At 61.2% G+C, this 21,215-nt stretch carries 21 protein-coding genes; 5 read left to right on the forward strand and 16 right to left on the reverse strand.

Going from position 1 to position 21,215, the window contains the following annotated elements:
- Positions 1–123: 123 nt before the first annotated feature.
- The 5 genes from DXY10_RS12565 to DXY10_RS12585 form a co-directional block, all read right to left on the reverse strand.
- Positions 124–1,092, reverse strand: a complete 969-nt coding sequence (locus tag DXY10_RS12565) for a helix-turn-helix transcriptional regulator (RefSeq protein WP_115019790.1) — start codon at positions 1,090–1,092, stop codon at positions 124–126.
- Positions 1,093–1,172: 80 nt separating this feature from the next.
- A complete protein-coding gene (locus DXY10_RS12570; RefSeq protein ID WP_115019791.1) occupies positions 1,173–1,397 on the reverse strand; it encodes a hypothetical protein in 225 nt (74 codons plus the stop codon).
- Positions 1,398–1,412: 15 nt separating this feature from the next.
- Positions 1,413–2,831: a replicative DNA helicase gene (dnaB, locus tag DXY10_RS12575; protein ID WP_115019825.1), complete on the reverse strand. Its 1,419-nt coding sequence runs from the start codon at positions 2,829–2,831 to the stop codon at positions 1,413–1,415.
- 101 nt (positions 2,832–2,932) lie between these two features.
- Positions 2,933–3,391 (reverse strand): 50S ribosomal protein L9, encoded by a 459-nt coding sequence (gene rplI / locus DXY10_RS12580; protein ID WP_115019792.1) that lies wholly within the window; start codon positions 3,389–3,391, stop codon positions 2,933–2,935.
- Positions 3,392–3,432: 41 nt separating this feature from the next.
- Complete coding sequence (locus DXY10_RS12585) at positions 3,433–4,365, reverse strand: fatty acid desaturase (protein ID WP_115019793.1); 933 nt, start codon at positions 4,363–4,365, stop codon at positions 3,433–3,435.
- Between the two features lie 81 nt (positions 4,366–4,446).
- Between DXY10_RS12585 and DXY10_RS12590 the strand changes: the two genes are divergently transcribed.
- Positions 4,447–5,178, forward strand: a complete 732-nt coding sequence (locus tag DXY10_RS12590; RefSeq protein ID WP_115019794.1) for a hypothetical protein — start codon at positions 4,447–4,449, stop codon at positions 5,176–5,178.
- A gap of 34 nt (positions 5,179–5,212) precedes the next feature.
- Here DXY10_RS12590 and DXY10_RS12595 read toward each other — a convergent pair whose 3' ends face one another.
- On the reverse strand, positions 5,213–6,061 hold the full coding sequence (locus DXY10_RS12595) for an acyl-CoA desaturase (protein ID WP_371411160.1): 849 nt from the start codon (positions 6,059–6,061) through the stop codon (positions 5,213–5,215).
- Positions 6,062–6,252: 191 nt separating this feature from the next.
- On the opposite strand from DXY10_RS12595, the gene DXY10_RS12600 reads away from it, so the two are divergent.
- The 4 genes from DXY10_RS12600 to DXY10_RS12615 all read left to right on the forward strand — a co-directional run bounded on the left by DXY10_RS12600 (position 6,253) and on the right by DXY10_RS12615 (position 11,294).
- Entirely contained in the window at positions 6,253–7,557 is a 1,305-nt protein-coding gene (locus DXY10_RS12600; RefSeq protein WP_115019795.1) for a methionine gamma-lyase family protein, read from the forward strand.
- A gap of 23 nt (positions 7,558–7,580) precedes the next feature.
- The gene (gene gcvH / locus DXY10_RS12605; protein ID WP_115019796.1) at positions 7,581–7,970 is read left to right on the forward strand and encodes a glycine cleavage system protein GcvH; all 390 of its coding nucleotides are present in this window, start codon (positions 7,581–7,583) and stop codon (positions 7,968–7,970) included.
- Between the two features lie 46 nt (positions 7,971–8,016).
- Positions 8,017–10,980, forward strand: a complete 2,964-nt coding sequence (gene gcvP / locus DXY10_RS12610) for an aminomethyl-transferring glycine dehydrogenase (RefSeq protein ID WP_115019797.1) — start codon at positions 8,017–8,019, stop codon at positions 10,978–10,980.
- 95 nt (positions 10,981–11,075) lie between these two features.
- Entirely contained in the window at positions 11,076–11,294 is a 219-nt protein-coding gene (locus DXY10_RS12615) for a hypothetical protein (RefSeq protein WP_115019798.1), read from the forward strand.
- Positions 11,295–11,321: 27 nt separating this feature from the next.
- Here DXY10_RS12615 and DXY10_RS12620 read toward each other — a convergent pair whose 3' ends face one another.
- The 10 genes from DXY10_RS12620 to DXY10_RS12665 form a co-directional block, all read right to left on the reverse strand.
- Positions 11,322–11,525, reverse strand: a complete 204-nt coding sequence (locus DXY10_RS12620; RefSeq protein WP_115019799.1) for a hypothetical protein — start codon at positions 11,523–11,525, stop codon at positions 11,322–11,324.
- A gap of 247 nt (positions 11,526–11,772) precedes the next feature.
- Entirely contained in the window at positions 11,773–12,522 is a 750-nt protein-coding gene (locus DXY10_RS12625) for a pirin-like bicupin family protein (RefSeq protein ID WP_115019800.1), read from the reverse strand.
- Between the two features lie 37 nt (positions 12,523–12,559).
- Positions 12,560–13,084: an NADPH-dependent FMN reductase gene (locus tag DXY10_RS12630; protein WP_115019801.1), complete on the reverse strand. Its 525-nt coding sequence runs from the start codon at positions 13,082–13,084 to the stop codon at positions 12,560–12,562.
- A gap of 51 nt (positions 13,085–13,135) precedes the next feature.
- Positions 13,136–13,849: a rubrerythrin family protein gene (locus DXY10_RS15085; protein ID WP_115019802.1), complete on the reverse strand. Its 714-nt coding sequence runs from the start codon at positions 13,847–13,849 to the stop codon at positions 13,136–13,138.
- Positions 13,850–13,941: 92 nt separating this feature from the next.
- Positions 13,942–15,783 (reverse strand): diflavin flavoprotein, encoded by a 1,842-nt coding sequence (locus DXY10_RS12640; protein ID WP_244282305.1) that lies wholly within the window; start codon positions 15,781–15,783, stop codon positions 13,942–13,944.
- A gap of 3 nt (positions 15,784–15,786) precedes the next feature.
- Entirely contained in the window at positions 15,787–16,224 is a 438-nt protein-coding gene (locus DXY10_RS12645) for a hypothetical protein (RefSeq protein WP_115019803.1), read from the reverse strand.
- A gap of 66 nt (positions 16,225–16,290) precedes the next feature.
- Complete coding sequence (locus tag DXY10_RS12650) at positions 16,291–18,063, reverse strand: diflavin flavoprotein (protein WP_115019804.1); 1,773 nt, start codon at positions 18,061–18,063, stop codon at positions 16,291–16,293.
- A 37-nt stretch (positions 18,064–18,100) separates the two neighbouring features.
- Positions 18,101–19,492, reverse strand: a complete 1,392-nt coding sequence (locus DXY10_RS12655) for a TRAP transporter large permease subunit (RefSeq protein WP_115019805.1) — start codon at positions 19,490–19,492, stop codon at positions 18,101–18,103.
- Entirely contained in the window at positions 19,489–20,061 is a 573-nt protein-coding gene (locus DXY10_RS12660; RefSeq protein ID WP_115019806.1) for a TRAP transporter small permease subunit, read from the reverse strand. Before DXY10_RS12660 ends, DXY10_RS12655 begins: the two co-directional genes overlap by 4 nt.
- Complete coding sequence (locus tag DXY10_RS12665; protein ID WP_115019807.1) at positions 20,058–21,182, reverse strand: TRAP transporter substrate-binding protein; 1,125 nt, start codon at positions 21,180–21,182, stop codon at positions 20,058–20,060. The genes DXY10_RS12660 and DXY10_RS12665 overlap by 4 nt, the downstream gene beginning before the upstream one ends.
- Positions 21,183–21,215 lie beyond the last annotated feature (33 nt).

Genomic DNA, 21,215 nt, shown 5'->3' on the forward strand with positions numbered 1-21,215 from the left:
TGGAGTTGCTTTGGTGCGGTATTCAGGCAACTCTCAGGAGAGTCTCAGATTTATTTTGAAGGCTTTGCGGCTGATTGCACCGATGGGAGAGCCCAATCGTGCGCGATTTGGCTCTGAAGCGGCTTATGCCACTTCTGCAGGGTCATTGCCCTCGATCGTTTGTTGAGGCAGCTGACCAAAGGCCTCGCTGTACCGCCTTGTGAAATGGCTTTGGCTCGCAAAGCCATAGTGCTGCGCCACCTGTTTGATTCCCTTGAGGCCGAGTTGACCGCGTTTGTTTGGCGTCAAGAGCAGCTCGCGCACGCCGTCGAGGCGGACGGCGCGCTGCACTTGCAGCGGTGTGCGATTGAAATGCTCCTTGCATCCCTTGAACAGGGACGTTCGCGATTGGTACAGCACCTCACTTAAGACCTCCACCGTGACGCTCTGACAAGGGTTGGTATGGCACCAATGCAGCAGTTCGATGGCTGCTGTGTGGCGGGCTTGGCGCTTTTCGATGGCTCTCGTCTCAGCCTCTTCGTTGTCAAAGCAGTTGATCACTGCACTGAGTAATCGCTCGGCTGTGCTTGGGTCGGTTGTTTTTCCCTCTTCCTTGATCAAGGTCTCGATTTGATCGCGAAGTTGGTTCGCATGATCTGCCCGCAATTCGAGCTGATTGGTGTTTTGCCACCGTTGCAGAGTGAGTGAGCCCCTTTGTTGTGGATGACGCTTTAGGAGCTCGTCTTTGACGATGACCAACGTGCATAGCCGGCTGCCTGCCGGCAGGCGTAGATCGAAATCGGTGAGCTGGATGTTGTAGCCCAGCAGCCCCGGCCAAGGCATCACCACGCCTTGAGCGCGATAGGCATCGTGCGGGAGTGGGTTGTTCAGCGGTATGGCCAGGGTCCAGGTTTGTGGATTGCGTTGGCCGTTGAGAAACAAGCTTTGGTTGGTTTCGAGCAGGGTGCAGCGAAAAGCGCCGAAGCTGAAACTCTGCAGTTTCCCTAGTAGCCGGCCCTTGCTTAATTGCAGGGCGGCGAGGTTGGGTGAAAGGGGCTGAAACAGCTCCTTCAGCTCAGCGCAGCTCAGGAAAGGGGTCTCCAAAACCTTCACCGTGAGCCATCAAGGAATCAGAACTTCAAGGTACTTTTATGGCCCTTGCGTCACTTGGGCGATGTGTTTTTGTTCACGCGTCAGCGCTTGATAGCTTTGCGGCGGTTGCTGGGGCTCAGTGTGGCTTCGAAGATTCGAATGGCAACCTGGCGGAGCCGATGTTGCCCCCTCGGCAGGATGCGGGTTGTTTTATGCAGAAGCTTGAGCCAACTGGCCACGTAATTGCGATGGGCTTGAGGGCTGAGGAACCAACGGGCCAGGTATGACGAGCCAACGTCCAACAGCAGGATGCGGCCAATCCACATGCTCCAACCTCAGGCTTAAGCCGCCAGGTTGCGGAAGCGGGTGAACTGGGGTTCGAACAGCAGCTTCACCGTGCCAACGGGTCCGTTGCGGTGTTTGGTCACGATCACCTCAGTGATGCCTCGGTCTGGAGTTTCCGGGTTGTAGTACTCGTCGCGATAGATCATCAGCACCAGGTCGGCGTCTTGCTCAATCGAGCCTGATTCGCGCAGATCACTGAGCATCGGGCGCTTGTTCGTGCGTGATTCCACGCCCCGGCTGAGCTGGGAGAGGGCGATCACTGGCACGTTCAGTTCGCGGGCCATGCCTTTGAGGGCCCTTGTGATTCTCGAGATTTCCTGCACGCGGTTGTCTGGGCTGGAGCCCTCCATCAACTGGAGGTAGTCGATCACCACCAGGCCCAGCTCTTTGCCTTGTTCCGCCATCAGTCGCCGGCAGAGCGAGCGCATTTCCAGAACGCCGGAGTTGGGTTTGTCGTCGATGAAGATCGGCAGCTGGCCAAGGGTGTTGATGCCTTGGCCGAGCAGCGGCCATTCCTCTTGCTGCAGGCGGCCGGTGCGTAATCGGCCTGCTTCAATCCCTACCTCCATCGACAACAGCCTGTAGGTGAGCTGCTCCTTACTCATCTCCAGGCTGAACACGCAGACCGGCAGGTCGTGGAGCTGGGCCACGTTTTTGGCCAGGTTGAGCACGATGGATGTTTTGCCCATGGCAGGGCGGCCGGCCACGATGATCAGATCGCTGCGCTGCAGGCCCTGGGTCATGGCATCCAGGTCGTAAAAGTTGACCGGGATCCCTGCCACGGAGGTGCCGAGGGAACGGCTCTCGATTTCGTTGAAGGTGCTGGTGAGGATCTCAGCCGTTGGGGTGAGGCCCTTGGAGGGCTTCTCCTGGCTAATGGCGAAGATCGTTTGTTCTGCCTTGTCGAGCACCTGTTCCATCGGCAGGCTCTGGTCGAAGCCCAGCTGAATCACCTCATTGCCGGAGCGGATTAGTTGGCGGCGCAGGAACTTATCCATCACAAGGCGTGCCACCTGCTCGATCGAGGCGGTGGAGGCCACCCGCTCCACCAGCTCAACCAAGCGGGCGCTGCCCCCCACCTTGTCGAGTGCCCCCGTGTCGGCCAGCCATGCCGTCATGGCCGTGAGGTCGGTGGGTTTGCCCTGGCTGTGGAGCATCACTGCCGTGCGGAAGATCTCCCGGTGGGCATTGAGATAAAAGGCCTCAGGTTGCAACACATCGGCCACGCGGCCGATGGCTTCCGGGTCAAGCAGGATGCCACCCAAGACTGCTTCCTCTGCCTCAACGTTTTGAGGTGGTACGGAGTCGGGCAGGGCCTCGAAATTGGGCTCATCCCGCTGGCGTGATTTGCCGAAGCCACGGCGACCGCCTTCGGTGGACTCGCCGCCGGGTTCAGACAAGGGGGCGGTCACCATCGCGGTTGGCCAATCAAAAGCGAAAACCCACTCTGGCGCACTTGAGAGCATGCAACAGAGTGGGATGTGACGGCCTGATGTGATTCAGACCTCGGTGAGGCTCAGTAGCTGACCACTTCTAGGTTGATCTCAGCGCTCACTTCGCTGTGCAGCTTCACCTGCACTTTGTAGTTACCGGTGCGATGAATGTCGGGCACGGTGATGTCGCGACGATCCACTTCCTTCTTGGTGGCGGTTTCAATCGCTTCGGCCACGTCACCATTGGTGACCGTTCCGAACAGCACATCATCATCACCGGTCTGCTTCTTAACGGTGAAGCGGCCGATGGTGTCGAGGGCGGTGCGGAAGGCCACGGCGTCTTGCTTGAGGGCAGCCTGACGCTCGGCCTCCTTGGCGCGACGGTGCTCCACCTGCTTCATCACGGCAGGCGTCACGGGTACGGCCTTGCCGAAGGGAAGGAGGAAGTTGCGGGCATAGCCGGGAGCTACTTCCACCATGTCTCCGTCCCGGCCGAGGCTGAGAACGTCCTCATTCAGAACGACTTGTACGCGCTTGGCCATGGGATCGATCCGTTACAGCGTCTATTGAGCGATCGGCAACTTTACGACGCGACCGGCAGGCGAATTTGGCTGGCCAGTCCGAGCGTTCGCATCAGTCGGATGTGTTCCCAGGTGAGGTCAATCTGCCCGGGCTGAAGGCCGTGACGGGCGGAATGGGGAAAGGCATGATGGTTGTTGTGCCAGCCCTCGCCGAAGGTCAAGGCGGCGACCCATTTGTTATTGCGGGACGCGTCACCGCTCTCATAGGCCACGCTGCCCCAGCAGTGGGTGGCGGAATTGACCAGCCAGGTGACGTGATACACGAGCACCAGGCGCAGGGGAACTCCCCAGAGCACCAGGGCCCAGCCGCCGACGCCACTGATGCTGCCAATCCAGAACAGCAGCATCGCCAGGGGCAGTTGCAGCAGCAGGAAATTGGTGTTGAGCCAGCGGTAATAGGGATCGCTACTGAGGTCGCCGCTCAGGCGCGGCACCGCTTGCATGGCGGCAATGGGCTGGAACATCCATCCCATGTGACTCCACCAGAAGCCGCGGTGACTGTTGTGGTGATCAGCATCCGTATCGGAAAACTTGTGGTGGTGGCGATGCAGGCCAACCCAGTCGATGGGGCCGTGCTGACAGCTGAGGGCTCCGCAGGTGGCGAAGAAGCGCTCTAGCCAGGTTGGGACCCGGAAGGATCGATGTGACAGCAGACGGTGATAGCCGATCGTCACGCCCAGGCAGGCGGTGATCCAGTAGAGAATCGCCAAGCAGGTGACGGCTTGCCAGCTCCAGAAGCGGGGCAACAAGGCCACGATCGACAGGGCATGGATCGCGATCATGAATCCGATCGTTCCCCAGCGCTTTGCCTGATCAGGCTCAACGGCTTTGTGCCCCTTGCGGGGTTGGTGTAGACGCTCTGCAAGCTTCAAAGCTTCGTGCGAAGCTGTAGGCCTGCTCGGAGGAGATGGCGTCGTGATCACACAGGATGTCATTGCTGATCCGATTGCTCTCTCCAAACTATAGGCGATAAGGATCCGTATCAAGTGACTGCTTCCAGTTCTGGGTCTGATTGTGTGACCAAGGGTTACCGGGAGCGACTGGAAGAAGGTCGCCGAGCCATGGCCCACCTTGTGCACGTCTGGCATGAGCGCAACGGCTGGTCCCACAAGGTGCTGCCTGCGTTGGCTGAGGCTCTTGATCTGGGCCGGGTGCACAACTCCCAGATCTCAAATCTGCGCAACGGCAAGTTGGCAGCGCCAGGGCCTGAGGTGTTTTTGGCTCTTGGTCAGGCCAATGCCGTGCTCTTGGCGGGGCTCGATCCGATTCGTGAGCACCTTCAGGAGGTGCATCCCGAGTTGTTGCAAGTGCTGGCTGATGGTCATGCTCCGTTGGTGAACGGGACTGGTCAGCCTCTCGGTGCCGGTGCTTTGTTCGAGATTTTTGTAGGGCTGGCGCCATTGCCGCCTGGTTTTGATTGGCGGATTGACGCTGAGGAGGCCTCGGCTCTCAGCGCAGCTCTGGCTGACCAGCTCTGCGCTGCTCGAAGCTGGCGTTTCTGCCGCGATCAAGTGATGGCCGCTTACCCGGTGAGTAAGAGCCAGCGACGGGAACGCTTTGCGGCAGTGATGGCTGGTATGCGGGATTACAGCTCCGATGAGCTCGATGGTGAATTACTGGATCTCTATGCCACCTATCAGGAGCTTGGCGGATCTGGTCGTCACGGCGCGCAGGGGTTTCTGGCCCAGCTGCGTTCGCGCGCCAAGCAGCTTGAACCAGGAAGTCAGGCTGCTGTTTCGAAGGATTGAAGTTGCGCTTCAGCAGACTTCCTCCAGTTCTCCCTCAGGGGGCGTAGCGGGCCTGGCGCACCCGGCGGGTGAGGCCGAGGCGGCGCAGCAGGCGAATGTGCATCCAGGTGATGTCAAATTCGAACCAGCGCAGGCCATGGCGCGCGCTCGCCGGGTGTGCGTGATGGTTGTTATGCCATCCCTCGCCGAAGGAGAGAATTGCCACCCACCAGCAGTTGCGTGACAGATCGGGGCAGTCGAAATTGCGGTAACCGAAGGCGTGGGTGGCCGAATTCACCAACCAGGTGACGTGGTAGACGACCACAAGGCGCAGGGGAATCGCCCACAGCACCAGGCCAAGGCCACCGCCATGCACCTGGGCTGCTTCTCCGTACCAATAAAGGGCCAGGCCCAGCGGTATCTGGGGCAGAAGGAACCAGCGATCGAGCCAGAAGTAGAAGGGATCGCTGAGCAGATCGCCGGCAAAGCGTTCCTTGTGTTCCAGGGCAGGAATCTCATGCAGCATCCACTCGCTGTGGCTCCACCAAAGCCCCCGACCGGCGTCGTGATGGTCGTTGGGCTGATCGGAAAATTTATGGTGGTGGCGGTGCAAGGCCACCCATTCGATCGGGCCGCTCTGGCAGGCCAAGGTGCCCATCAGCACAAGCACGCGTTCGAGCCAACGCGGCACCTCGAAGCTGCGATGCGCCACCAAGCGGTGCAGGCCCAAGGTCACCCCTAACACCGTGGTCCAGTACAGAACTGCAAAGGCCACCACGGCTTGCCAGCTCCAGAACCATGGCAACAGTGCCACTGTGGCCAGCACGTGCATCACCAGCATGAAGGAGGTGGTGCCGCTCTTGAGCTTGCGCTGCTTGCGCGGCAGCGGTTCTCGGGGGGCCATCAGTGCCGCGCGAATGCGCAGCTCACGTTCGGAGGGGGTAGACGCCGGAGAGGTTGTGACCAAGGAGATCTCCACGAACCGAATCCGTCTGTTGCTGCGGTGAACCGGAGCTCCAGGGCGGTCGGTAGGAGAAATGAATGTAGGAGAGCGCTGCATGATGTAACGACCAGCACGGATCCCAGGCGCTGTTCATGGTTTCTCAGCAGCTCGATCCCCAGGCGGGGCAGCAACGGGCCAGGGCTCTGGTGGCAGCGGCAAGGGAGCGCTTGGCGGCCCAGTCGGCACAGCGCACAGCCGCGGTGCTGCCCCGTTTGGAGCGGGTGCTTGCGGCCTTTGCTGCCGAACGCGTCGGCACCCAGCATTTCGCTTCGCTCACGGGCTATGGCCATGGTGATCAGGGCCGGCAGGTGCTGGATCGGGTGTTCGCCCGGGTGCTTGGTGCAGAGACCGCGGCTGTGCGACTGCAGTTTGTGAGCGGCACCCATGCCATCGCCGCTGCTCTGTTCGGTGTGCTTCGCCCCGGTGACCGGATGCTGGCGATCACCGGTCGGCCTTACGACACGTTGGAAGAGGTGATTGGCCTGCGTGGATCCGGCCAGGGCTCACTGGCGGAATTTGGGGTGGTGTATGACCAGCTTGAGCTCATCTCTGAAGGAGAGGCCGCAGGAGAGGTGGATGAACAGGCTCTGGATCGAGCGCTTGAGCTCCCCCAGCGCTTGATCTTGATCCAACGCAGCTGCGGCTACAGCTGGCGCCCCTCGTTGTCGGTGGAGACGATCGGCCGCTTGTGCGAGCGGATTCATCGCCGCCAGCCCGAGTGCGTTTGTTTCGTCGACAACTGTTATGGCGAGCTGGTTGAAGACCAGGAGCCCCCGGCCGTGGGGGCGGATCTGGTGGCCGGTTCGCTGATCAAGAATTTGGGCGGCACCATCGCCCCAGGCGGTGGCTATGTGGCCGGCCGTGCCGATCTGGTTGAGCAGGCTTGTTGCCGTCTGACCGCTCCCGGGATCGGCAGCGAGGGTGGCACCGGCTTTGATCTCCATCGTTTAGTCCTTCAGGGACTGTTTCTTGCTCCGCAGATGGTGGCGGAGGCACTGATCGGTGCCGATCTGGTGGCCGAGACTTTTTCTGCGCTTGGCTATGCGGTGCAACCCCAGGCCGGTGCTGCCCGCAGCGATCTCATCCAGGCCGTGCAGCTGGGTGATCCCGAGGCCCTGAAGGTGGTGTGCCGGGCCTTTCAAGCCTGTTCGCCGATCGGTTCGTATCTCGACCCTGTGCCGGCGGCGATGCCTGGCTACGCCAGTGATTTGGTGATGGCCGGTGGCACGTTTATCGATGGCAGTACCAGTGAGTTCTCCGCTGATGCTCCGCTGCGCGAGCCTTTCAACCTCTACGTGCAAGGCGGTACCCATCGCACCCATGTGGAACTGGCCCTGGTTCGGGCGCTTACGGCTCTGCATACGGCAGGACTCGTCAATCTGTTCCACACTGGGTGAGGTTTTTGCCCGCTCCCGGCCCCATGGCCTTTGATTTTCCTGAGCAGTTTCGCTACGCCGATAGCCACGAATACGCCCATGCCGATGGCGATCTGGTGCGTATCGGGCTGAGTGCTTTCGCTGTGGATCAGTTGGGGGACATCGTCTTTGTGGATCTGCCCGAGGTGGGGTCCAGTCTCAGCCGCGGTAGCAGTTTTGGCACCGTGGAATCGGTGAAGGCGGTGGAGGAGATGTATGCCCCTGTTAGCGGTGAGGTTGTGGAGCGCAACGAATCGGTGCTCGCTAGCCCAGAAGAATTGCAGAACAACCCTCATGGTCAGGGCTGGTTGCTGGCGGTGCGCCCTTCTGATGTGGCCCAGCTGCAGGAGCTGATGGATTCGGTCACGTATGCGGCCAAAGTGGCCGCTGCCTGAGCCGCTTTTTTTTAAAATCGATCGTTCATGAATCGGCGAGAGCGATTTGACGCAGCTTGAACAGCGCCCGTCTTCTGCTGCAGAAACGGTTTCCTCGCTCTCGCCATTTGTGCAACGGCATGTCGGCCCGAGTGAGGCGGACCAGCAAACGATGCTGGAGTCGCTTGGCTTTGCCGATCTCGACGCCTTTGTGAGCGCAGTCGTTCCTGGGGCGATTCTTGATGCCGCTCCGCCTGTGGAGAGCATGCCACTGGGCTGTGGTGAGGCCGAAGCCTTGGCTGAATTGCGGGTGATTGGATCCCGCAATCGGGTGCGGCGTTCATTGATTGGTCTTGGCTATCACGACACAGCCACGCCAGCACTGATCAAGCGCCATGTGTTGGAGAACCCCGCCTGGTACACCGCTTACACCCCTTATCAGGCGGAGATTGCTCAGGGACGGTTGGAGGCCCTGCTCAATTTTCAGACGCTGATCAGTGAACTGACCGGACTGCCGATCGCCAATGCTTCGCTGCTAGACGAGGCCACCGCATGCGCTGAGGCCATGGGCCTCAGCTTCGCTGTGTGCACCAGGCCTGAGGCCAAGCGATTCCTGGTGGATGCTGCCGTGCTTCCCCAAACCTTGGCGGTGTTGCAGACCCGGGCAGAACCGCTTGGGGTGGTGATCGACGTGGCGGAGCCCGAGGCCTTCCGCTGGGATCAAGATGTGTTCGGCATGTTGCTTCAGCTTCCCGGTCGTTGCGGACGGCTGTGGGATCCAACTGCAGTGATCGCCCAGGCCCATGCCCATCACGCCCTGGCGACGGTTGCGGTCGATCCCTTGGCCCAGGTGCTGCTGGCCCCTGTGGGTGAGTTGGGGGCCGACATCGCCGTGGGTAGTGCCCAGCGTTTCGGTGTTCCCATGGGGGGCGGTGGTCCCCATGCTGCTTTTTTCGCGACCCGTGAAGCCTTCAAGCGTCAGGTGCCGGGGCGGATCGTCGGTCAGTCCCGCGATGCGGAAGGGCGGCCAGCGTTGCGGCTAGCCCTTCAGACCCGTGAGCAGCACATCCGACGGGACAAGGCCACGAGCAACATTTGCACCGCCCAGGTGTTGTTGGCCGTGATGGCCTCCTTCTATGCGGTTCACCATGGACCGGATGGCTTGGAGGCGATCGCTCGACAGCTTGTCGATCTCCGCCTCCGATTGGAAGCAGGGCTGCGCCAATTGGGTTATCCCTTGGCCGCGGGCTGTCGGTTTGACGGCGTCGATGTGCGGTGTGTGCAGGCTCCTGCCGTGCATCGTCTGGCGTCGGAACAGGGATACAACCTGCGGGTGCTCCCCGATGGTGCTGCTCCAGATCAAGCCGAGGGCTTTGGGATCAGCCTGGATGAATGCAGCGATGCTGCGGAGGTTGACGCCCTGCTGGCGATTCTGGCCCAGGCGGCCGGGGCTGCCCCGCTGCCGCCGGCTGGCGATGCGCTGCCGTTGTTGCTGGGAGATGCGGCGCTAAAAGCGGCTCTCCCCGGTGTTCCCCTGCGCGAGGACACCTGGCTTCAGCAACCGGTTTTTCATCACCATCGCAGCGAAACGGAGCTGCTTCGCTACATCCAGAAGCTGGTGAGCAGGGATCTGTCCCTGGTGCACAGCATGATTCCCCTGGGCAGCTGCACGATGAAGCTCAATGCTGCTGCTGAGCTGGCTCCAGTCAGTTGGCATGGATTTGCTGCCCTGCATCCATTCGCGCCGCCGGAACAGCTGGCGGGTCTGAGGCAGATGGTGGCCGATCTGGAAACCTGGTTGGCTGCTCTGACTGGCTTTGCAGGCGTGTCGCTGCAGCCCAATGCCGGTTCTCAGGGGGAATACGCCGGCTTGTTGGTGATCCGAGCCTGGCATCTCTCCCGCGGTGACGTGGGCAGGGATGTTTGTTTGATTCCCACCAGCGCCCACGGCACCAACCCGGCCAGTGCCGTGATGGCAGGTTTGCGGGTGGTGCCGGTCGCTTGCGACCAGCACGGCAATATTGATCTCGTCGATCTGCAGGCCAAGGCCGAGCAGCACGGCGAGCGCCTGGCGGCCTTGATGGTCACCTACCCCTCCACCCACGGTGTATTCGAACCGGGGATCCGCGAGATCTGTGCCTGTGTGCATGCCCACGGTGGTCAGGTGTATCTCGACGGCGCCAATCTCAATGCCCAGGTGGGCTTGTGCAGGCCCGGAGCCTATGGAGCCGATGTCTGCCATCTGAACTTGCATAAGACCTTCTGCATCCCCCATGGCGGCGGCGGGCCCGGTGTTGGACCGATTGGTGTGGCGGAGCATCTGCTCCCCTTCCTGCCTGGGCACCCCCTGGCTGAATGTGGTGGCAACGAGGCGATCAGTGCGGTGTCGGCTGCGCCCTGGGGCAGTGCCGGCATCCTGCCGATCAGTTGGATGTACTTGCGTCTGATGGGTCCGCATGGCCTGCGCAAGGCCACCGCGATCGCTCTTCTCGCCGCGAATTACATGGCCCGGCGGCTTGATCCCCATTTCCCGGTGTTGTTCCGTGGTGAAGGCGGCTTAGTGGCGCATGAATGCATCCTTGATCTACGCGAGCTCAAGCGCACAGCAGGCCTGGAGGTGGATGACATCGCCAAGCGCCTGATGGACTATGGCTTCCATGCCCCCACAGTGAGCTGGCCTGTGGCCGGCACCGTGATGGTGGAGCCGACTGAAAGTGAAAGCCTGCCTGAACTGGATCGGTTCTGTGAAGCGATGATCGCGATCCGGGCCGAAGCGGCGGCGATTGAAACCGGCGCCAGTGATCCAACCGATAACCCGCTGAAGCGGGCTCCCCATACTCTTGCGGCCGTGACTGCTGAGAGCTGGGATCGGCCTTACAGCCGAGCGCAGGCTGCTTTCCCCTTGGCGGATCAGCGTGAGTACAAATTCTGGCCCCATGTCGCCCGCATCGATAACGCTTACGGCGATCGCAACCTTGTGTGCACCTGTCCTTCAGTGGCAGATCTGGCGGATCAGCAACTCTCAGGTTAAATTTTCATCGAAATCGAAAAAATACCTTTCGGTTTTCTCTGTAGAACGAAAAGTGTTTGCACACTGTTCGGCATCTGCTTCATCGCAGGGGGACCATGACCATCAAATCCACCACACCGGCGTTGCCTGATTGTTTGGAGTCGGCTCTTGAGCGGGGTCACACCCTGCAAATGGAAGGCACCAACGTCGTGCGCGTTCCTTTCGGCGTGCGTCAAGCGCGTCGTCAGCGTCCTGAACGGCCTGAGCGCTGGGCCACCCTGGTGCTTCCATTCCAGCTGCAGGATTCGCCAACCCCGCCTCCTCAGGCTGCCTGAACTGTTTGAAGGAGGAGCTGCAGGGTGTCAGGCGACCCCGATCAGCTGCTCCTCCTGAGACAGTTTCCAGTCGATCAGTGCTTTCACATCCTCCAGCGAGCAGGTGGGTGTCCGAAAGGGAAGAACAGTCATCGGGCTGCGTTCTGGCCTCACTTGCCATGAGTGGTTGGCCTGCTCCACCAGCACGAAGCCGCTGTACCGAATCGTTTTGAGAGCGATGTCAGATCTCATCGAGGTCCGAGGGGCTTGAGCACCTTGCTATTTCAGGGCACAAGATGTGGTGTGCAAGAGAATTTTTCAATCTCTTTGGGATCATCTGATTGATTGCAATCAGGCAGCCGCGAAAAGCTGGGTTTCCTTTTGGGCAGAGGGTATCTCGCTAGGAAATGTTGTTACTTACGCTACCTATGTCATCAACATTGATGTTGGTCGGCTTGTCGCTGGGCACTAGGGATGGTGTGCGTCCCTGTCGGACCCATCAGCTCAGGAGAAACAGCAGTGCATCGCAACGATCACTGCTGCTGCCACTGGTGTTGCGCAGGCTGCAGTGGGTGGTGCCTTTGAGCAGGCCGATGCCGTCGCCCCGCCCCAGCTGGATGGGCGGGTTTGCTGCTTCGCCTGTGAGCTCGGCGTTGCCGTCGATCATTTGGACCCAGGCGCTCTGGTCACCCAACGCAGGTAGCGGTAGCTCTGAGCCGACTGGGGGCTGGGCGCGCCAGATCTGTACAGGTCTGGCGATCGCCATTGCCTCTGGCTGGTCCGGAGCGATCAGCGGTGTCCAGTCGGTGCCGATGGCGATTTGGCGTTGTTCGTAGCTCGGCGAGAGGCCAAGTTCGTCTGGTTCGATCCAAAGCTGCAGCAGCCTGCAGGGCACGTCTCCTTCGTTCACTTCGCTGTGCACGATGCCCGTGCCGGCGCTCATGCGCTGCACATCACCAGCGTGAATCACCCCGCTGTGACCCATCGAGTCGCGATGGTTGAGTTGGCCTTCCACCATCACGGTGATGATTTCCATGTCGCGGTGGGGATGCATGCCAAAGCCCTGGCCTGCCGCGATCACGTCGTCGTTGATCACCCGCAGCGGTCCGAAGCCCATCCAATCGGGATGGTGATGACCTGCAAAGGAAAAGCTGTGCCAAGAGTTGAGCCAGCCTCGCTCGCTGTGGAAGCGTTCTCCGGCAAGGCGGAGCACCAGGGCGGAATCACTGATCGATGCTGGTTCGTTCATGGCTTCGCCGTTGGGGAGGTGATGCCGAGTGATCGGCTCAGAGTTGGAGAGGTGTCATTTGCAGCAGACGCTGCAGCAGGTCGGCGATGCTGTCGTCTTTCGGGGGTTTGGCATGGTTGCTGAGCAACTGGCGGCCCACCACTTCGGCGCCGAGGTGGGTGAGCTGGATGCGCAGCGACAGCAGCAGTTCCATGCCGCCACCGCCTGAGAAGGTCGCCATCGCGATTGGCCGGCCATTGAATAGGGCCCTGAAGTCGTCCCCTTGCACCGATAACCAGGCGATCGCGTTGGTTAGGCAGGGCGGAATCGAGCCGTTGTATTCCGGAGCGCAGATCACCCATCGTGGAGCTGCCAACAGTTGTGCTTGGAGAGCTGCGATGGCGGCCGGTGTTTCTCCTTGTTGGGTCCGGGGGGTGAAGAGGGGAAGCTCGATCGTGGTGAGATCAAGCAGGTCTGCGGTGGTGTCGAGCTTTTGGGCGGCTTCAACGAATCGCTGTCCCAGCTTGAGGTTCTCACCGTTGCTGGCAGCGATCACCAGTAGGCCTGGAGCAGAAGAGAGCATCACTTCAAGGCAGGGCGCGCAGGTCTGAAGTCTGAACGCCCTAGCCCTTGTTCAGTTTGTTTTCAGCTCTGCTTCCCGGTAGGGCACAAAGCTGGCTTTGCGGGCGCCGCAGATCGGGCACTGCCAGTCGTCAGGAATGGCTTCGAAGGGAGTACCAGCTGCGATGCCGGAATCGGGGTCGCCTACGGCGGGGTCGTAAATCATCGAGCACAGCTTGCAGATCCATTGGCCTGGCACTGGCTCGGAGGCTTCGCCTGCAGTTCCTTTGCCTTGAAATGCCTGTAGGGCTACCCCATAGCGCTCGGCGTGGTGCTGCTCGATCGGAGTCAGTAGGCCGAAATTTTTGGCGGCGGTGTGGAAGATGCCGGCGTGCTCCTTGGATTCATCGATCTGCTCGTTGAATTCCGCTGCGGCGCCACCATCCCGATCGCTGCGAGCCTGGGCGGCGAACTCTGGATACATGGTGGTGAATTCATAGGTTTCACCCTCGATCGCCAACTCCAGGCAGCGGCTGAGTAGGGCCTGCTTGTCGGCGTCGCTGAGCGTGGCGGGATCATTCACCACCAGCTCGGGGTGGAGCAGGCGGAAGTGGGCGAAGGCGTGTTCGGTTTCCTGGGCGGCGGTGTCGCGAAAGAGTTTGGCCAGTTCGTTGTGCCCAAGCTTCTTGGCCACATCCGCAAAGAAGAGGTATTTGCGGTTGGCCATGCTCTCGCCCCCGAAGGCGGCTTCGAGGTTGGCGTGGGTCGTGGGTTTGGAGAGGTCCATGGAGAGAGGGTGGGAGTCGATGCCCTCATCGTAGCTCTAAGTCATAACGACTATGAGTTAGCCCCTCTCGGGGCGCTCCGCGTCTTGATGTCTCAGTAGTTGGCACCGCTGCGGCGCTGGTGCACCGCCGTCGTCGCCTCGCTGTCGAGCAGGCCGCCGTGGCTCACCTCGGCGTAGATCAGCCAATGGTCACCACATTCCATACGCTGTTTCACTTCGCCATCAAGCCAGGCAAGGGCTTCGGGCAGGAGTGGTTGGTCATGAGGACTGCTGGAGAGTTCCAGGCCTGCGAAGCGATCGGCCCCTGGGGCAAAGGGCTGCAGGAACTGTTTCATCGTGCTGGTTTCGCGACCCTCTGCCAGCACGTTGAGGGCAAAGCGATCCCCCTTGTGCAGCAGGGCTTCCACAGCACGGTCCTTGGCGACAGCCACGGTGATTCCAGGTGGTGTGAAGCTGGCCTGGCTCACCCAGCTGGCCACCATGGCTCCCGTTAGGGCTGTGTTTTCCTGACCTTTTCTGGCCGTGAGCACGCAGAGTGAGCCGACCACCCGGCCCAGGGCAAGCACGGCGGGATCACTGCGGCTTTCGCTCAGGCCACCGGCGCTGCGGCGTTGTTGTTTGCGTTGCTCCTGCTGCAGGCCACGGGCGAAACGGGTGCCGGTTTCTTCCAGGGTGTGCACCGTGGCGGCATCGGGGCTGAATTTGATTCGGATCGGTTCGAAGCCGAAACTGAAGCCGCCATCGCGCAGCTTGCTCTCCAGCAGATCGAGGGCTTCACCGCTCCAGCCGAAGCTGCCGAACACCCCTACGGGTTTGCTGCGATCCCCTTCCGCCAGCACCGTCCCCAGCGCCGAAACGATGGGCGTTGGGGCGTGCCCTCCCAGCGTCGGCGAGCCGATCAGAATGGCATCTGCAGAACGGATGGTGGCCACCAGCTCATCAGCAGGAGTGAATTCGCAGTTGAGGCTGGTTACACGAACACCGGTGCGGCTGACGCCACGGGCCAGAGCATCGGCAATCGCAGCGGTGTTGCCGTAAGCACTGGCGAACAGCAGGGCCACATTCAGGGCAGCCTTCTGCTGGCTTTCACCCCAACGTCGGTAGTCGCTGAGCAAACTGCGCCAGCTGTCTTCAATGGCGGGACCATGGCCTGGCGCGATCGTGCGGATGTCGAGCTCCTCAAGCCGTTCGATCACCGCGTCCACTTGGGTGGCCATCGGTGCCATCAGAGAGTCGTAGAAGTGCCGTCGCTCTTCTTCGGTGGCGTTGCGGCTGCTCTCTGCCCACTCCGAGGTGCACACATGGGCTGACAAGAGCTTGTCGCTCATGAGCAGGCCTTCGCTCTCTTCAAAGGCGAGCAGGCCACCTGGCCAGCGTGGGGTGGGGGCTGGCAGTAGCTGGAGGCTGTGGCCGTGGCTGAGCGGAATGCGCTGCTCCTGACGGACGACCTGCAGCTTCGGTAGAGACGGCAGAGGCGGCCTGTTGTCTGGTTCTCCTGGCGAGAGCGGTTTCCGTTGCTGCCAAAGCTCTTGCAGCAATTTGGCCCCCGGGTTGGAGCAGATCAGGGTCAGCTGGGTATAGGTGTAGGCCAGGGCACGCAGCAGGGCAACCCGGTTGGGGTTGACGTGACCAACCACCACCTGCAGCGTGTCGCAATCCTTAGGCAGTGCTTCGGCCAGGGCAGGTAGGAACACATCGGCATAGGCCCCACCTGGTGGGTGCACCAGTACCGCGGGCTGTTCCGTGCCGTGGTTGTCGACACCGGCGTCGAACAGGAAACTATTGGCGGTGCTCCCCCGCTCCAGGGCGTATTCCAGCTCGAAACGTAGACGCTGGGGGCTCAGCGCACGCAGGCTGATCAGTCCATTCGTGATCGGTAGGTTGAGCACCTGACATTGGTCTGAGGCCCGGTTCTCCATCGTTGCTGCCGTCATCGTTCACGATCCTCGTTCATGTGCTGGCAATGGTCTGAGGCCCAGAGCTGATTCCATCTGTTCGATCTCCTTGTCGTGGTGCTGGGAGAGGGAGACATTGATCAGTCCGAGCTTGCGGAGGGTGCTGATCCGTGACTTGATCGCCTGGTTGATGGCTCTGTCCTTTTTGCGTCTGCTGAGCAGCATGAGGATGACGATCAGGAACAGGCAGAGATAGACGAGCGCCATGCTCTTGCCCGAGAGGGCACCGAGCGTGAGTCCGATGCAATACACGGCCAGCGCTCTGATTTTGTTGCTGCGGATGATGCGCTGATTGGCTTTCAGCAGCAGGCCAAGCCGCTTTGATTCGCGCCCATCGAGGGCCCGAGCGAGCGTGTGTGGGCTCTCACAGCTGTCGAGAAACAGCTCGGCTTCAGGGGAAAACGCCTCTGGTGTGCTCAAAGCTGTTTCAGATCCCGTCGGATGCTCGGAGGACTGGCGCTGCTTGAGGCCAATGCTGCATGGCTCTTAGTAGTGATTGCTGACTTTGCGGTGGTGCACGGCCGTGCTGGCGTCACTGTCGGACACATTGCCCTGCTCCACCACGGCATAGATGATCCAGTGATCGGGACCTTCCATGCGCTGTTCCACGCGGCAACCCAGGTAGGCCAGGGCATCACTGAGCACCGGCCCGCCATCCGCGGCGTTGTCCAGCACGTTCACGCCTGCGAAGCGATCGGCGCCGGGCGGAAAGCGTTTGAGGAAATGACGCAGCAGTTGCTGGTGGTTGTCCTGACGCAGCACATTGAGCACGAAGCGGTCTCCCACTTGCATCAGGGCTTCGATGGCTCGGTCTTTGGCGACGGCAACCGTGAGCCCCGGTGGCTTGAAGCTGGCCTGGCTCACCCAACTGGCGACCATGGCGCTTCGCCGGCGGGATTCACCTTCACCTTGGCTGGCAGTGACGACGTACAGCCCACCACTGATGCGGCCGAGGGCCTTGTCGAGCTCGCCATCCAGGCTTTTCATCGCTGCGATCGTTTTGGCCTTGGTTAGTAGTTGGCCGAGGTCGGTTCCCGATTCCTCGCACCGCTGGTAGTCATTGCCTTGGGGCAGCTGGCGAATCCGTAGGGGCGCAAACGCTTGCTTCTGGCCCTGACTGCGCAGCTGGTCGGCGACCGCATCGATCGGTTCATCGTTACCGCCGAAGGCGTCATAGACCCCCACCAGTTGCTTGGGATGAAGGGCGGCCAGAAGAGTGCCGATCGATGCTTGCAGCTCGCTATCGGGTTGCGCCGGCCAGGTGGGTGCCACGACGGCTTTGGCATCGCCGATCAGTGCTGTTAATTCCTGCGGATCAGTGGCCCGTAGATCCACGAGCTGAACCTGGGCGTCTGCCTTGCCGATGCCATGGGCAATCGCCTGACTGATCCGGTCTGAAAAGCCGTATTGGCTGAGATAACAAACCGCCGCATAGCTCTCCCCCTTGCTGCGCTGGCCGCTCCACTCGCGGTAGTCGCTCACCCAGTGGCTGAGGTGATGACGCAGCAGCGGTCCGTGACCGACGGCAATGGTGTTGATCTCAGGTAGACCATCCATCCGCTTCAGTGCCTGCAGCACGCTGCGGGCATTTGGGCCCATCAGGCAGTCGTAATAGAAGCGAAAGTCTGGGGCGATGGCGCCGGGATCACGATCGAAGACGTCGTCGGAGCAGTAATGCAGGCCGAAGGCGTCACAGGTGTAGAGGATTCCAGTGCCGTGGTCGAACGAGAAGATCGTGTCTGGCCAGTGCAGATTCGGGGCACTGAGGAACTCGATGCAGTGGTGAATGCCACTGTCGGCATTCGTGCCTAGATCAAGCGTCTCGCCACTCTTCACCGCTCGGGAGCTGAAGGGCCTATGCACCTGATCGTTGAGGAACTGGAGCGCCACCTTTGAACCGACAATCTCGATGTCGGGATTGAGGTCGATCAGATCCCCGATCAGGCCGGAGTGGTCCGGTTCGGTGTGGCTCACGATCAGGACATCAATGGCCTTGGGATCGATCTGCTCTTGGAGGAGGGGAATCCAGGTGTCGCGAAATTTGGCGTGGCTGGTGTCGATTAGGGCGGTGCGTTCACCGCGCACCAGAAAGCTGTTGTAGGTGGTGCCGTTGCGCAGCCCGAATTCGATGTCGAAGCGACTGCGTTCCCAGTCGAGCGATCGGATCGTGCTGGTGTCGGTTGCGATCGCTTCGCATTGCAGAGACAGTCGTGGAGCCACAGCAGAAGGGTCTGGACTGCTGAGGCTTGCCGTCACCATGGTCGAATCCTGTTCTGATCGAACTCTACGGAGCTGCTTAGGTGAGCGGCGCTGGTGTCAGAGCAGCGGCAAGACGGGGTAGCCAGTCGACCAGGCCCGGCACGGCGATGATCAACGCCAGTACGGCCACCTGCAGGCCAACGAAGGGAAGCGCCCCACGGTAAATGTCGCGTGTGCTCACACCTTCGGGTGCCACACCGCGCAGATAGAACAAGGCGAAGCCGAATGGAGGTGTGAGGAAGGAGGTTTGCAGGTTGGCGCCGATCATGACGCCAAACCACACCAGGGCCTCCGGGCCCAGCAGCTGCCGGGCTGCTGGCAGCAGGAGCGGTACGGCGATGAAGGCGATCTCGAAGAAATCGATGAAGAAGCCGAGCAGAAAGATGATCAACATGCTGAACACCAGAAAGCCCACCCGGCCGCCAGGGAGGTTGAGCAGCAGATCGGAAATGAGTTGATCGCCGCCGACGCCACGAAACACCAGGCTGAACGCGGTGGAGCCCATCAGGATCGCCATCACCATGGCGGTGGTGCGCATGGTGCTCTCACAGACATTGGAGAGTTGCTGTCGGCTGAAGCCGCCATTGAGGGCGGCCAGCAGCATGGCGCCAACGGCGCCGATCACTCCCGCTTCGGTGGGGGTGGCGATGCCAAAGAAGATGCTGCCCAGGACGGCGAAGATCAGGGCAATCGGAGGAAACACCGACTGAATCAGTTGAAGCGGATGGCTAGGCCCGGCGGTGTTGGGGGGCAGTTGGGGTGCCAGTTCCGGTTTCAGGGCACTGATGACCAAGACATAGATGGCAAAGACAGCCGCCATCAGTAGACCGGGCAGCAGAGCGCCGATGAACAGATCGCCAACGGAGATTCCCAGTTGGTCTCCGAGCACCACCAACACGATGCTGGGCGGGATGATCTGACCGAGGGTGCCGGAGGCCACGATCACACCGGTGGCGAGGCTTTTGTCGTAACCGGCTCGCAGCATGGCGGGAAGGGAGATCAGGCCCATGGTTGTGACGGTGGCCGCCACAACGCCTGTGGTTGCTGCCAATAACGAGCCCACCAGCACCACGGCGAGGGCGAGGCCACCGCGTAGCCGTCCCAGCAGCCGACCCATGGTTTCCAGCAGCCGTTCGGCGATGCCCGAACTTTCGAGCATGGAGCCCATGAACACGAATGCAGGGATGGCGAGCAGCGTGAAGTTCGCCATGATCCCCAGGATTCGCTGAGGCAGGGCGGTGACGAACTGAGGTTCGATCTCGCCGCTCAGCATCCCCAGCAAGGCGAAGATCACCCCGATGCCCCCAAGGCAGAAGGCCACCGGGAAGCCACTCAACAGGGCCACGATCAACGCCAGGAACATGCCGGGGGCGAGCACGGCGGAAGGGTCGAAGCTGATCACCCAGCCGAGGGCTTCGATTTCAATCACAGCGTTGTGCCTCCGTTTTGGGTCGTCTCGTCCGCCTGGCTGGTGGCGTTGGGGTTCCGCAGAGCCCAACGCAGGCGCAACGCTTCGGCAATGCCTTGAAGTCCCAGCAGCAGAAAGCCAATGGGCACAAGGGATTTCACCCAGGTGCGCGGCAGACCGCCTGGGTCAGGAGACATCTCGCCGATGCTCCAGGAACGCAGGGCCGGATCGATGGAGATCGCCATCACCCCAAAGGCGAAGGGCAGGAGCAACAGCAGGATTCCATTCAGTTCCTGGCGGTTACGGCGCCGTGTTGACCAGCGGCTTTGCAGCACATCCACGCGCACATGGCCCCCCTTCTGAAGGGTCCAGCCAAGGCCCAGCAGAAAGATCAGGTCGAAGAGATACCACTGGGCCTCGATCAGACCATTCGAGCTGAGATTGAGGCCGATGGCGGATCCCACATAGCGGCCAATCACATTCCAGATGCCAATGGCGAGCATCAGCAGAACGGCCCATCGCGCCAGCCAAGCGGCCGCGGCATTGAGGCGATCGAAGCACCGCACCAAACCTGCTGAGAGGCCGCTCATGGGCTCACCTCGTCGGAGTTGGTGTTGAACTGTGCCAGCGGCAGTTCATTGATCCGGTTCCAGTTCAGAGTTTCGCGCCGGAACAGACGCCAGCGTTCGAGCAGATCCCGGAAGCCAGGATCGTCTGCAGCCAGTTCCGCGAACATTTCACCAGTGGCTTCATGGGCCGCCTTGAGGATGTCATCGCTATACGCCTCGAGCTTGATGCCCTGACGGCGGAGCCGCAGTAGCGCTTCGCTATTGCGCTGCTCATATTTGCTCAGCATGCCCAGATTCGCCTCGTAGCAGGCGGTGCTGAACATCGCTTTGTATTCCTCGGGAAGATCAGCCCAGGCTTTGCGGTTCACCAGAGCTGTGAGGCTGGGTCCCGGTTCCCACCAACCCGGGTAGTAGTAGTACTTCGCTGCTTTGGGCAGGCCCAGCTTCTCGTCGTCGTAGGGGCCGGTGAATTCGGCGGCATCAATGGCTCCCCGTTCCAGGGCCAGATAAATCTCACCTCCTGGCAGCACCTGCACGTTCACCCCCAGGCGGGCCATCACCTTGCCCCCCAGGCCAGGGATGCGCATTTTCAACCCTTTGAGGGAGGCGAGGCCTTCAACCGGTCGTTTGAACCAGCCGCCCAGCTGGCCGCCGGTGTTGCCGGCCGGAAAGCTCTTGGCCCCGAAATCGGCGAAGAGGGCGTCCATCGCTTCGTTGCCGCCCCCTTGATACAGCCAGGCATTCTGTTGCTGGGCTGAGAGGCCGAAGGGCACCGCCGTGCCGAAGGCGAAGGCAGGGTTCTTGCCCACGAAGTAGTAACTGGCGGTGTGGCCGCACTCCACGGAGCCGGCCTGCACCGCATCCAGCACCTCCAGCCCTGGAACGATCTCGCCGGCTGCAAAGGGTTCGATCCGGAAGCCGCCGCCACTCATCGCCTCCACCCGTTGGCAGATGGTTTCTGCGCCTCCATAGATCGTGTCGAGGGACACGGGCCAGCTGGTGGCCATGCGCCAGCGCACCTGCGGCAGGCCGCTGCTGCGGTTGTGTTCGGCACGACGGATCGTGCAGGCACTCAAGGCTCCGGCTCCAGCTGCAGCGGCAAGCGCTTTTCCACTGGTCCGGAGCAGCTGCCGACGTTGCATGACGTGCTCCTGCGTTGGTCGCCAGTGGCGGCG

Origin of the sequence: Synechococcus sp. UW140 (genome assembly GCF_900474295.1) — a bacterium.
Lineage (GTDB): Bacteria > Cyanobacteriota > Cyanobacteriia > PCC-6307 > Cyanobiaceae > Synechococcus_C.